Here is a 12,722-nt window from a genome sequence, read left to right on the forward strand (position 1 = left end):
TGCTGGTGACGAGACATGATGGGCATCCCGACGACCGCGTTCCTGGCGCTCGCGCTGCTGCCGCAGGCGACCGCGCCAGCTCCGGTCGTGCCGGGCACGATTGCGGTGGACGTCGCGGACGATGCGCCCGCGTCCGAGCGCCTGTTCACGGACGCCGTGACCGTCGCGCTGTCCGACGCGCGGTTCGTGCCGCTGCCCCTCGAAAGCCGCAGCCGCTATATCGCCCGGGTGACCGTCACGCGGACGGTCAGCGGGGCGGTCCCGGCAAAGGGCAAGAATCCGCCGCCGATGGCGGCCATGGGGCAGGTCTTCGTCCCGCTCCCTTCCGGAAAAAACCAGATCCGCGGCCTCGTCGCGACGGATCTGGTGATCGACATCCTGCTGCGGGGCAGCGACCAACCCGTCTGGAGCGGCCGCGCGTCCACCGTGCAGGTCGAGGGAAGCGGCCCTGATGCTCCCGCCGCCGTCGCAACGAAGCTCGCGTCCGCGCTGATGCGGCAGTTCCCGAACCGCCAGCCGATCTCCGTTCCCTAAAGAGCGGCGCTTCCGGACGGCGGCAGGGCGCTCCCGCCGCCATCCGTCGGGGTTAGGCGGCCAGCCTGGTCGCGTCGTCCCGACCCTCGATCAGCGCATCCACCACGCTCGGGTCGGCGAGGGTCGAGGTGTCGCCCAGGCTGCCGAAGTCGTTCTCCGCGATCTTGCGCAGGATGCGGCGCATGATCTTGCCGGACCGCGTCTTGGGCAGCGACGGAGTGAATTGCAGCGCATCCGGCGTCGCGATCGGCCCGATCTCGCGCCGGACCCACTGGATCAGCTCCTTGCGCAGGGCGACATCGCCTTCTTCACCGGCATTCAGCGTCACATAGGCGTAGATGCCCTGGCCCTTCACGTCATGGGGCATGCCGACGACCGCGGCCTCCGCCACCTTGGGGTGCGACACCAGCGCGCTCTCGACTTCGGCGGTGCCCATGCGGTGGCCGGATACGTTGATGACGTCGTCCACCCGGCCCGTGATCCAGTAATAGCCATCGGCATCGCGGCGGCAGCCGTCGCCGGTGAAGTACTTTCCCGGATAGGTCGTGAAATAGGTCTGAAAGAAGCGGTCGGCGTCGTTCCAGACGGTGCGCATCTGGCCGGGCCAGCTGTCCGCGATCACCAGATTGCCCTCGGTCGCACCCTCCAGCACGACGCCCTCGGAATCCACCAGCTGCGGCTGGACCCCGAACAGCGGCTTGCTGGCCGAACCGGGCTTCAGCGCCGTCGCGCCGGGCAGGGGGGTGATCATGTGGCCGCCCGTCTCCGTCTGCCACCAGGTGTCCACGATCGGGCAGCGGCTGTCGCCCACCACCCTGTAATACCACTCCCACGCTTCGGGGTTGATCGGCTCGCCCACCGAGCCGAGCACGCGCAGCGACGCGCGGCTGGTCTTCTTCACCCACTCGTCGCCCTCGCGCATCAGCGCGCGCAGCGCAGTCGGCGCCGCATAGAAGCTCGTGACCTGGTATTTGTCGACGATCTGCCAGAAGCGCGAGAAATCCGGGTAGTTGGGCACGCCCTCGAACATCAGCGTGGTCGCGCCGTTCGCAAGCGCGCCATAGACGATGTAGCTGTGTCCCGTGACCCAGCCCACGTCGGCCGCGCACCAGAACACTTCGCCGGGGCGATAGTCGAAGACGTACTGGTGGGTCATCGCCGCCCAGACGAGATAGCCGCCGGTGGTGTGCAGCACCCCCTTGGGCTTGCCGGTGGAGCCCGAGGTATAGAGGATGAACAGCGGCTTTTCCGCGCCCATCGGCTCGGGCGGACAGTCGGTGGATTCCGCCTGGACGGCATCCTCATACCAACGGTCGCGGCCCGCCTGCATCGGCACGTCCGCGCCGGTCCGGCGGACGACGATCACCGTCTCGACGATCTTGCCGGCGTCTTCGTTTAGTGCCGCGTCGACATTGGCCTTCAGCGGCACCCGCTTGCCCCCGCGCAGCCCTTCGTCGGCGGTGATGACCAGCTTCGACCCGCAATCCTCGATGCGGTTGGCAAGGCTGTCCGGGGAGAAGCCCGCGAACACGATCGAGTGGACCGCCCCGATGCGCGCGCAGGCCAGCATCGCAAAGGCCGCTTCCGGGATCATCGGCAGGTAGATGGTAACCCGATCACCCTTCTTGACGCCGGCCGTCTTGAACGCGTTGGCGAGGCGGCTGACCTCGTCCTTCAGCTCGGCATAGCTGATCTTGCGTTCCTCGCCCGGCGTGTCCCCTTCCCACAGGATGGCGATCCGGTCGGGGTCCTTGGCGGCGTGCCGGTCGACGCAATTCTCCGCCACGTTGAGGATGCCGTCCTCATACCAGCGGATGTGGAAGTCGGCTTCCTCGAACGAGGTGTCCTTGATCCGCTTGGGAAAGCGCACCCAGTCGAGCCGCTCGGCCTCCCGCGCCCAGAAGCCGTCCGGGTCGGTCGCAGCCTCCTGGTACATGGCCTCGTAGCGGTCCTGGTCGATCAGTGCGTTTTCGGCCCATTCGGCCGGCACGGGGTAGCAGGACTGGGTCATCAACCTCTCCATTCTATACGGTGCGATCGCGCCTCCAAGGATGTTGCCACCCCTTTCCCGGTTCCGGCGCGAGCCCGGTTGTCCCCGCCATTCTCCCGCGCTCCCCACCCCGGGCGCAAGACCCAAATCGGATAAGGGGAGCGGATCGGTCGATCAGTGTCTCCTTGCGGACGGGAAGATCTGCAATTTTCCGTGTCCCGGCCGATCAAGCATCTCGACCGCGAATTGGATTGCCGCCACCATAGGAAAAATGGGTCGCGGAGCGCATGGCGTTCTCCGAAGACCGGCTGGTGATGGTCCCGCACGAAGGGCCACGCTGCGCATGCAATTGAAGGAGAGGGGCTTAATGGCGACAATTTCGGGGGAAACCCCAAAGCATCATCCTGTTACCCAGAACGAGAAGCTCGTCATTGCCGCGTCCTCGCTCGGCACCGTGTTCGAGTGGTATGATTTCTATCTCTACGGCCTGCTCGCCACCATCATCACCGCCCAGTTCTTTTCGGGCGTGAACGAGACGACCGGCTTCATCTTCGCGCTGGCGGCCTTTGCGGCTGGCTTTGCGGTGCGTCCGTTCGGGGCGCTGGTGTTTGGGCGTATCGGCGACATGGTCGGCCGCAAGAACACCTTCCTCGTGACCATGGGCATCATGGGCCTGTCCACCTTCGTGGTCGGCCTGCTGCCAAGCTACGCCACCGCCGGCGTCGCCGCGCCGATCGCGCTGGTCGTGCTGCGCCTCCTTCAGGGGCTGGCGCTGGGCGGCGAATATGGCGGCGCTGCCACCTATGTCGCGGAGCACGCCCCCAACAACAAGCGCGGGCTCTACACCAGCTTCATCCAGACCACCGCCACCTTCGGGCTGTTCGCGGCGCTGCTGATCGTGATCGGCACGCGCTATGCGGTCGGCGAGGAAGCGTTCGCGAGCTGGGGCTGGCGCGTGCCGTTCCTGATCTCGATCCTGCTGCTGGGCGTGTCCATGTGGATCCGCTTGCAGATGAGCGAAAGCCCGGTCTTCCAGAAGATGAAGGCGGAGGGCAAGACGTCGAAGGCCCCCCTGACGGAGGCGTTCGCCAACTGGAGCAACCTCAAGGTCGTGCTGGTCGCGCTCCTGGGCGCCGCGATGGGGCAGGGGGTGATCTTCTACACCAGCCAGTTCTACGCGCTGTTCTTCCTGGAAAAGACGCTGCGGGTCGATGGCGCCACCACCAACATCCTGGTGGCGATCGCGCTGCTGATCGGCACGCCGGCGTTCGTCTTCTTCGGCTGGCTGTCGGACAAGATCGGTCGCAAGCCCGTGCTGCTCACCGGCTTCCTGCTCTCGGCGCTGCTCTACTATCCGCTGTTCCAGGCAATGTCGCACGCCGCCAACCCGGCCCTGTATGAGGCGCAGCAGACCACGCCGGTCTCGGTCGTCGCCGATCCGAAGGAGTGCTCGGTCCAGTTCGACCCCATCGGCAAGAACAGGTTCGACAGCACGTCCTGCGACATCGCCAAGGCCTATCTGGCAAAGGCGGGCGTCTCCTACACTAACGTCGCGGCCCCCGCCGGCACGATCGCCAGCATCCAGGTCGCGGGCAAGACGCTGCCGGCGGTGGACCCTGCAACCGTGACCGGCGCCGCACGCGCGGATGCCATCCAGGCCTATGGAGCCCAGGTGCAGGCGGCGCTGACCGATGCGGGCTATCCCGCGGGCGCCGCCGATCCGGCGCGCATCAACAAGCCGATGGTGGTCGCGATCCTGGTCGTGCTCGTGCTGCTGGTGACGATGGCCTATGGCCCGATCGCGGCATTGCTGGTCGAGCTGTTCCCCACCCGCATCCGCTACACCGCGATGTCGCTGCCCTATCACATCGGCAACGGCTGGTTCGGCGGCTTCCTGCCCACGACTGCGTTCGCGATGGTCGCGGCTACCGGCAACATCTACTACGGCCTGTGGTACCCGATCGTGATCGCGGCGATCACCCTGGTGGTGGCGCTGCTGTTCCTGCCGGAGACGTTCCGACGCAGCATCGACGATTGATCGAGGCGGGCGGGGTGGCGCCGCCCCCCGCCCGTATCCGGCGCGCGTTGACCTGCGGGGGAGCGCTGCCTACGTCAGTCTGCGATGAACCGAATTCTTCCCGTTGGACGAACCGCATGACGGCCCCTTCGATCGTGGTCGTTGAAGACGATGCGGCGCTTCGAACGCTGACCGCGCGCGCGCTGCAGGAGAACGGCTATCTGGTCCGCACCGCCTCGGCTGCGGACGAGATGTGGGAGGCGCTCGACGCCCTGCCTGCGGACCTGGTCCTGCTCGACATCATGCTTCCCGGCCCCAGCGGCATCGAATTGTGCCGCCAGCTGCGCGAACGCAGCAACGTCGCCATCATCTTCATCAGCGCCAAGGGCAGCGAGGCAGACCGGGTGGCCGGGCTGGAACTCGGTGCCGACGACTATCTGCCCAAGCCCTTCAGCACGCGCGAACTGCTCGCCCGCGTCCGCGCGGTGCTCCGGCGCGGCGGACGCGAGGTGTCGACCGGCACCCGCGAAGAGGGCATCCGCCGCTTCGACGGCTGGACGATCGACCTGCGCCGGCGGGAGACCCGCTCGCCGAGCGGCGCAGTCGTCGACCTGACCGGCGCGGAGTTCGATCTGCTGGCGGTGCTGCTAGACCATTCCCAGCGCGTGATCGCGCGCGAGCGGCTGATCGAGCTTTCGCGTACCCGGTTGGGTGACAGCTCGGACCGGAGCATCGACGTGCTGGTCAGCCGGCTGCGGCGCAAGCTCTCCGGCGCCGGCGGCACCGCGCCGATCATCACCGTGCGCGGCGTCGGCTACATGCTCAACGTACCGGTCGAGCGCGCTTGAAGCGGCTGACGCGTTTCGTGCGGCCCTCCTTCGGGCTGCTCGGCCGTATCGTCGCCATCCTGTTGCTGACGACGGCGCTGGAGTTCGGCGTCAGCACGCTGCTTTACGAGCGCGCGAGCCAGTTTTCGGTACGCGACGACGAAGCCCGGCGCCTTGCCGAACACCTCGTCATCGCGCGCCGGCTGGTGGCCGAAAGCCCGCCCGACCGGCGCGAGGCGATGGCCGAGGAACTGACCACCGACCGCTACGAACTGCGCTGGAGCCCCGAGCTGCCACCGCCGCCGCCGATCTCGCCGCTGCTCGACGGCATGCTCCAGCAGGTGCTCGAATGGGAGCCGACGCTGCGAACGTCGGACCTGCGGCTGCGGCTGAGTTCGCCCGGACGAAGCTCGGTGGTGAGCGGGGGGCTGCGGCTACCCGATGGCAGCTGGCTGTACTTCCGCACACTTGAGTCGCTCCGGACGATCAACCTCGCCTGGGAACGCGTGCTGCTGGCCCTGATCCCGGCGATCGGCCTGATCGTGATCGGCGGCCTACTCGTCCGCCAGACGCTGCTGCCGATGCGCCACCTTGCGAGAGCCGCCGACCGGGTGGGGCGCAGCGGCCCGGAGGGCGCGCCGATCGCGGTGTCGGAGGCGGGGCCGGGGGAGGTGCGCCGGGTGGTCGCCGCGTTCAACAGCATGCAGGCGCGTATCCACCGCCTGATCGAGGACCGCACCCGCGCCCTGGCCGCTGTCGGCCACGATCTGCGCACCCCGCTCGCGCGGCTGCGGTTGCGCGCCGAGCGCGTGTCCGACGACGAATTGCGCGAAACGCTGGACTCCGACCTCGCCGAAATGGAGGCGATGATCGCGTCCCTGCTCGCGTTCCTGGGGGGCGAGGGGGAGCCCGAACAGCCCGTCCTGATCGACCTGGCGGTGCTGACGGCGACCGTCGCCGACGACGCCTCCGATCTCGGGCACGATGTCACCTATGAAGGGCCGGACCATTTCGACTGCCGGCTGCGGCCGTCGGGGATGAAGCGGGCGCTGGTTAATCTCGTCGAGAATGCGGTCCACCACGCCGACACCGTCCGCATCCGGCTGAAGGTGCTGGACGATGCCGTGGTGTTGTCGGTCGAGGACGACGGCCCCGGCATCCCCGAGGAAGACCTGCCGCTGGTGCTCGAACCCTTTGTGCGGCTGGATACCGCGCGCAAGCGCGACACGATCGGCTTCGGGCTCGGCCTGTCGATCGTCGTCCGCGCGGTGGAGGCGGAGGGCGGGGAGTTCCGCCTCTCGAACCGTCCCACCGGCGGGCTGTGTGCGGAAATCCGCCTGCCGTTGCCCTGCACCGCCTGACGCGGAGCAGGGCAGGCGCGATCAGCCGAGCGTACGGCGGACCAGCACCAGCGTCGGATCGTCCTCCAGCGGGTGGGCGGTAAAGCCCATCTCCTGCTCCAGTTCGATCGCCGCCCGGTTCTCGCGCGCCTCGATCGATTCCAGCGTCTTGATCCCGCGCGCCTCGGCATAGGCGGCGATATGCTCCAGCAGCGTCCAGCTGATGCCGCGGCGCTTGTGGTCGGTGCGGATGGAGATCGCGACTTCGCCCCGCTCCAGCTGCGGATCGGCGGCCAGCATACCGGTCGCGAGGATTCGCCCGTCGTCGTCCAGGGCGAGGAAATTCTCGGTGCGATCATGGTCCACCGATGTCATCGCGACCAGCCGATCATGTCCCACCTTGTCGAGCGCGATCAGGAAGCGGAACCGGATATCGTCCTCCGACACATGGCGGAAGAACTCGGCGAGCCGCTCTGCATCGTCCGGCCGGGCGGGGCGAACGTGGAAGGTGAAGCCGCTGCGTGTGGTCAGCGGGCCGGACCAGCGGTCGGCATCCGTCACGGGCTTCCCGACGCCCGTTGCCTGCATTGCTTCGCTGTTCTGATCGCTCATCCTGGCTCTCCCTTATTGCGGCGTACTCGCCGGGTATCCTGTCACCATGCCCCAAGCACGGGGGGATGCCGACCCGCAAACGCTAGGCGATGCGGCGACCGGCAGCCGGCGCACGATAGGCGGGTCGCCCGCCACCGCCCTTGTCCTGGCGCAACGACAACGCCCGGGCGGCCGGTTCGGATCAGATATAAGGCGGCTTGGTGTAGCCGGCCGGGCTTAGCGTAAAGATCTCGCAGCCGTCCTCGGTGATGCCGATGGAATGCTCGAACTGGGCGGAGAGCGAACGGTCGCGGGTGACCGCCGTCCAGCCATCGTCCAGCACCTTCACATCGGGCTTGCCGATGTTGATCATCGGCTCGATCGTCAGGATCATGCCGGGCTTGAACTCGGGCCCGGTGCCGGGGCGGCCGGCGTGCACCACTTCCGGCGCGTCATGGAACAGGCGGCCTACGCCGTGGCCGCAGAAATCGCGGACCACACCATAGCGGTGCGCCTCGGCATGCTGCTGGATCGCGTGCGCGACGTCGCCCAGCCGGTTGCCGGGTCGCGCCTGCTCGATGCCGAGCATCAGGCATTCATAGGTCACATCGACCAGGCGGCGCGCCTTGATCGGCACGTTTCCGACCAGATAGGTGCGGCTGGTATCGCCGTGCCAGCCGTCGAGCAGCGGGGTGACGTCGATGTTGGCGATGTCCCCGTCCTTGAGCGCACGGTCGGACGGGATGCCGTGGCACACGACATGGTTGATCGAGATGCAGGTCGAATGGGTATAGCCCCGATAGCCGAGCGTCGCCGGCACCGCGCCAGCCTCGTCGATCAGGCGAAAGATCATCGCGTCGAGTTCGCCCGTGGTAACGCCCGGCACCACATGCGGGGTCACGGCGTCGAGGATCTCGGCGGCCAGGCGCCCCGCCTTGCGCATGCCCTCGAACGCTTCGGGCCCGTGCAGCTTGATCGCGCCGGTGCGCGCCAGGGGAGTATCGGCGGAGACGGTTACATATTCGGTCATGCGGTCGATATAACGGCTGCGCGGCGCCTTTGCGAGGGTGCGTGGGGGCGCTATGGTCCGGACATGACCGCGCGCACCTGGACCGCCGCCCTCCTCGTCATCGGCGATGAGATCCTTTCGGGACGGACGCAGGACCGAAATGTCGCGCAACTCGCATCCTGGCTCAACGTGCAGGGTATTCGCCTCGCGGAAGTGCGGATCGTCCCCGACCAGCAGCCTGCGATCGTCGAGGCACTGAATGCGCTGAGAGCGCGCAACGATTATTGCTTCACCACCGGCGGGATCGGCCCCACTCATGACGACATCACGGTGGACGCGGTGGCGGCGGCGCTGGACGTTCCCGTCGTCGTCCATCCCGAGGCACAGGCCATGCTGGAGGCGCACTACGCCGGCCGCGGCGGGGTAAACGAAGCGCGCCTGCGGATGGCGCGCGTGCCGCAGGGCGCCAGCCTGATCGCCAACCGGCAGTCGGGCGCCCCGGGCATTCGCATCGGCAATCTCTTCATCCTGGCCGGTGTGCCCCACATCGCCGCCGCAATGCTCGACGCGCTGACCGGCACGCTGGAAGGCGGCCTCCCGGTACTTTCCGCTACGCTCGGCTGCTGGGTAGGAGAGAGCGAGGTCGCCGAACTGCTGCGCGATACCGAGCGGGCCCATGCCGGCGTGTCGATCGGAAGCTACCCGTTCTTCCGCGAAGGTCGCGTCGGCGCGAACTTCGTCGTCCGGGCGACCGACCAGCAATTGCTGGACACTTGTATGGCCGACCTAGAGCGCCGCCTGGCAGCGGCGGGCTATCCCGGGGTCCCGGGGGGCATCTGACCGCGGCAGCCGGAGCAAGCAGGTTCCTGCTCCGGCTGCGGCAGGATCAATTCTGCAGCCGGAAACTGATGGAACCCTGTTCCGCCGTGCAGGCGAGGCCCCCGATCGGGCGATAGCTGCTCCGATAGCGGGCTCCGCGAAAGGCGCTGGTCGCAGCCTCGTTGAAGACGAAGGGCGGATACGCGGCGATGACCCGCGGTGTGATGGTGCGGCCATCAGCGGCCACGTCGAACTCGGTTCGCGCCCAGCCCTCAAAGCCCATTCGTCTGGCTTCGTCCGGATAGTCGGTGCCACCGATGCCGCGGAACGCAGGCGTCAGTCCGATCAAGGCACATTGTCCCTCGTCCAGACCGGTACGGTCAAACAGCTGTCGCGCCGCGGTCAGGTCCCCCTTGTCGGCCAGCACGGTCGCCTGCTGCAACAAGGCGTTGACCTTGAGCGGATGCTGCGCCGGCAGTTCTCCCGCCTGTACGACTCCGTCGAGCAGGGCCATGGCGTCGTCGGGCCTCGACTGCCGATCGGCCGGAACCGCAATCAGCAACCGCAGCGTGGCCGAACTCAACGGGTCGGCTGCGACCCTCCGGTCGGCAAGCAACGTGCGGAAGTCGGCGCGCTTTAAGCGTCCCGATTTCCCGGCAAGGTCGATGCGCTTGATCGCGAGGTAGCTGTGCACCGCGACCGGAGCATTGGCGTCGTTCGCGGCCTGGATGGCCTCATCGAACGCCGCGACTCGCTGATTCCACGGTACCACCCGGTTCGTGCCGAGTGCGGCGAGCGCCTGGACCAATGCCGGACGGTTGCCCGAACGCCGCGCGGCCTCCGCTGCCGGTCGGATCAGGCCGACCGCACGCGCGTCGGGCTGGTCCGCCCAGGCAGCGTCGCCCGGTCCGGCCTCGGCGAGCCAGCCGTGGAACCGCTCCGCCAGGGGATCGGTAAGGTCCGGACGCTCGCCCACGCGCGTGCAGCGCAGTTCGACCCGCGTGGTGTAGCGGAACAAGGGCGGAATATCCTTGATGGCCTCGGGGTCCCACGACCATTCGGACACGGCGCGCGCAAAGGCGAGCGCCACCTCCCGGTCTCCCGTCGTATAGATCGGCTGCACACCGGATACGGAGCCGTCCTCACGGACCGAAAACTCGACGACCGCGAAATCTTCCGGCGTCAGGCCGGTGGTTGCGCCGCACAGCGGCGGCTGCAGCCAGGCTGCGCGTTCGAAGGGCTTGTTCGCCGTGCGGCCCGCCCCTGTGTAGGCGAGGTATTTCTGGGCGTTCGTCCTGTCTGCGTTCAGCAACGCGGCGATGGCGAGGTCGGATCGCGTCGCGATGTCGTCGATGCCGACGCGATTCGTCAGTCCGCCTTGCTGCTGCAGAACCGATTTCAGTTCGGAATAGGCTTCCTTCTGCTGCCCCCCGTTCAGGAGCATGCGGGCGTACAGCGTCTGGACCGCTGCCTTGGACTGTTTCGGCAGGGCGGGATCGGCAAGCGCGATGGTCCGCGCTTCGCCTGCGTATCGAACGGCCTGGCCGTCATGATCGAAGCGAGCACGCTGGCCAATCCCATCAGGGGACGGATGCGAAAGGTACCGGTCGCCCCATCCAGCGCATGGCGATATTCCTCGGCCGCACCTGCATAATCCAGTTGCCGGACCCGTGCCTGGCCAAGCAAGATGTGCCCGTCGCGCAGGTCGGCCGCAAATTCCTTCGGTTGCGCGGCAAGCACGGGAAGTCCGCGCCGAAGCGCCGCTTCGCCTTCCTCAACGCGCTCGGATCGTATCAGGCATCCGCCCTTCCGGACGTCGATGGCGGCACCCAGCAGCCGGTTCGGCTTGGAGTTCGTGCGGCGCTCCAATGCCGCGAAGTCTTTGAGCGCTTCCGCACATTTGCCGTCCGCGGCCGACTGGCTCGCGCGATCGAATAACTGTTGCGCGCCAAGTGCCGGCGTAGGTGTCGCGGCCGCTTGACCAGCGAGCAGCAGGTGCAGAATGTGCGTCAACATTGATGATACTCCCCGGGGCGCTCACAAGCATGGGATAAACCACCGTGTCGACAGGTCTTTTTAGCGGAATCGGCGTGGCGGCGGCCATGACTGCCGCAACAATGCTTTCCGACGCTCCCACCACAGCGCAGGCGCCTGCCTACCCGGCAGGGACGGTGCTGCTGTTCGTCGCGGGATGGTGCGCGCCCTGCCAGGCCGAACTGCAGCAGCTGCCGCAGATCAGCGCCGCGGCGCGACCGTTCCGGGTGCTGGTGGTACCGGTCGACCGCGGCCGGCGTGTCGAACGCATGTTGGCGAGCGTCCCGGTGGCACAACGCTGGCGGCCGGCGCCGCATGGGCACGGATGCAGACCGACCTGCTCTCCGGCACTGCCGGTCTGCCCTACAGCGTTGCCATCGCCACGGATGGACGGCCCTGCGCTGCGACCCGGCGCGGGCTGGACAAGGCGAGCGCGGCCGAACTGGTCGCCCGCTGCACGCGAGAGCGCTGACGCGGCAGCTCCTGCACGCGCGCCGTCTTCGGCAATGCGGCCGGCCAAGCACAGCCCTTCGCGCCCGTACATCTCCGCCCTTATCGGACTCTCCGGCGGCCGTCCGAAAGAGCATCAAAGTCCCCACTCGACATGAGCGCAAACTGTCGGCAAGTTAGGCGCAATAAAAAAAGGAGATAGGGGATGGATACGCTTCTTCGTGTCGCGCGTGCGGTATTCGATGCGCCTCGCCGTTACTTTGAACTGGCGATGCGCCCGCCGGAGCCCGGCCAGTGCGTCTGCGGCGCAGAGGCCGAGATCGGACGCACCAAGTGCCACGAGTGCTGGCTCGAAGAATAGCCGACCCGCCTGACAGCCTTCTAGCGGCTCCCGCTGCTCACGGGCCCCGCCGCAGCCGCGGCGAATTGCCGCGGTTTGCGGTGGGCTTTGGCCTGAGCAACAACGCCGCCCAATGCCGACATGCTCGGATGGATCGTCACCCGGGTTAGCAACAAGTCGGTGAGCAACCTCGCCTCGGAACGCCTGTGGCAGCCGATGGGCGCCGAGCAGGATGCCTATATGACGGTCGACGGGACCGGCGTGCCATTCGCCGGCGGTGGGCTCAGCGCAGGGCTGCGTGACATGGGGCGGCTGGGCATTCTGGTGCTCCAGGAAGGGGTGATCGACGGCAAGCGTCTCTTCCCGTCCGCCGCCGTACAGGCGCTGCGGGCAGGGGACGATCCCAAGAAGTTCGGGACGGAGCATCCGGCGCTGATCGGCGGCAGCTACACCGGCCTGTGGTGGATATTCCGGCAACGGCAGCATCATCGCGGCGCGGGGCGTTCACGGCCAGACGATCTACGTCGATTTCGACGCGGACATGGTCCTCGTTCGGTTCGCGTCTCTGCCGCAGGCTGCCAACGACTACAACGATCCGACGTCGCTGCCGGCCTACCGCGCGGTCGCCAACTATTTGTCGAAACGTTGATCAGGCAAGGCGCTCTTCAAGTGTCGATGCAAGGGCGTCTTCTCGGCCGAAGATAAGCCGTAAGTACAACTACCAATGACGCGATCAGCGTTCACCACCTACTCCTTGAAGGGCGGGAGAGT

13 protein-coding genes are annotated in these 12,722 nt (G+C 67.4%); 8 read left to right on the forward strand and 5 right to left on the reverse strand.

Annotated features, from left to right (window positions below):
- Positions 1–18: 18 nt before the first annotated feature.
- A complete protein-coding gene (locus QP045_RS07895) occupies positions 19–534 on the forward strand; it encodes a hypothetical protein (RefSeq protein WP_422514433.1) in 516 nt (171 codons plus the stop codon).
- 52 nt (positions 535–586) lie between these two features.
- Here the strand turns inward: QP045_RS07895 and acs are convergent, their stop codons facing one another.
- Positions 587–2,545 (reverse strand): acetate--CoA ligase, encoded by a 1,959-nt coding sequence (acs, locus tag QP045_RS07900; RefSeq protein ID WP_422514434.1) that lies wholly within the window; start codon positions 2,543–2,545, stop codon positions 587–589.
- Positions 2,546–2,891: 346 nt separating this feature from the next.
- Between acs and QP045_RS07905 the strand changes: the two genes are divergently transcribed.
- From QP045_RS07905 to QP045_RS07915, 3 genes are all read left to right on the forward strand, one after another.
- The gene (locus QP045_RS07905; protein ID WP_422514435.1) at positions 2,892–4,562 is read left to right on the forward strand and encodes an MFS transporter; all 1,671 of its coding nucleotides are present in this window, start codon (positions 2,892–2,894) and stop codon (positions 4,560–4,562) included.
- A 116-nt stretch (positions 4,563–4,678) separates the two neighbouring features.
- Positions 4,679–5,389 (forward strand): response regulator transcription factor, encoded by a 711-nt coding sequence (locus QP045_RS07910; protein ID WP_422514436.1) that lies wholly within the window; start codon positions 4,679–4,681, stop codon positions 5,387–5,389.
- Between the two features lie 5 nt (positions 5,390–5,394).
- On the forward strand, positions 5,395–6,729 hold the full coding sequence (locus QP045_RS07915; RefSeq protein ID WP_422514625.1) for an ATP-binding protein: 1,335 nt from the start codon (positions 5,395–5,397) through the stop codon (positions 6,727–6,729).
- Positions 6,730–6,750: 21 nt separating this feature from the next.
- On the opposite strand, the gene QP045_RS07920 is transcribed toward QP045_RS07915, so the two are convergent.
- The gene (locus QP045_RS07920; protein ID WP_422514437.1) at positions 6,751–7,320 is read right to left on the reverse strand and encodes a GNAT family N-acetyltransferase; all 570 of its coding nucleotides are present in this window, start codon (positions 7,318–7,320) and stop codon (positions 6,751–6,753) included.
- Between the two features lie 181 nt (positions 7,321–7,501).
- Entirely contained in the window at positions 7,502–8,329 is an 828-nt protein-coding gene (gene map, locus QP045_RS07925; RefSeq protein WP_422514438.1) for a type I methionyl aminopeptidase, read from the reverse strand.
- Positions 8,330–8,392: 63 nt separating this feature from the next.
- On the opposite strand from map, the gene QP045_RS07930 reads away from it, so the two are divergent.
- Positions 8,393–9,148, forward strand: a complete 756-nt coding sequence (locus QP045_RS07930; protein WP_422514439.1) for a competence/damage-inducible protein A — start codon at positions 8,393–8,395, stop codon at positions 9,146–9,148.
- 46 nt (positions 9,149–9,194) lie between these two features.
- On the opposite strand, the gene QP045_RS07935 is transcribed toward QP045_RS07930, so the two are convergent.
- Positions 9,195–10,571 (reverse strand): energy transducer TonB, encoded by a 1,377-nt coding sequence (locus tag QP045_RS07935; protein WP_422514440.1) that lies wholly within the window; start codon positions 10,569–10,571, stop codon positions 9,195–9,197.
- On the reverse strand, positions 10,562–11,143 hold the full coding sequence (locus tag QP045_RS07940; RefSeq protein ID WP_422514441.1) for a hypothetical protein: 582 nt from the start codon (positions 11,141–11,143) through the stop codon (positions 10,562–10,564). Before QP045_RS07940 ends, QP045_RS07935 begins: the two co-directional genes overlap by 10 nt.
- 343 nt (positions 11,144–11,486) lie before the next feature.
- Here QP045_RS07940 and QP045_RS07945 point away from each other — a divergent pair, with 343 nt between their 5' ends.
- From QP045_RS07945 to QP045_RS07955, 3 genes are all read left to right on the forward strand, one after another.
- Positions 11,487–11,633 (forward strand): hypothetical protein, encoded by a 147-nt coding sequence (locus tag QP045_RS07945; RefSeq protein ID WP_422514442.1) that lies wholly within the window; start codon positions 11,487–11,489, stop codon positions 11,631–11,633.
- 183 nt (positions 11,634–11,816) lie between these two features.
- A complete protein-coding gene (locus tag QP045_RS07950) occupies positions 11,817–11,972 on the forward strand; it encodes a hypothetical protein (RefSeq protein WP_422514443.1) in 156 nt (51 codons plus the stop codon).
- A gap of 120 nt (positions 11,973–12,092) precedes the next feature.
- Positions 12,093–12,656, forward strand: a complete 564-nt coding sequence (locus QP045_RS07955; RefSeq protein ID WP_422514444.1) for a hypothetical protein — start codon at positions 12,093–12,095, stop codon at positions 12,654–12,656.
- Positions 12,657–12,722 lie beyond the last annotated feature (66 nt).

Source organism: Sphingomonas sp. 3-13AW, from assembly GCF_049311085.1.
In the GTDB taxonomy this organism is placed as follows: Bacteria; Pseudomonadota; Alphaproteobacteria; order Sphingomonadales; family Sphingomonadaceae; genus Sphingomonas.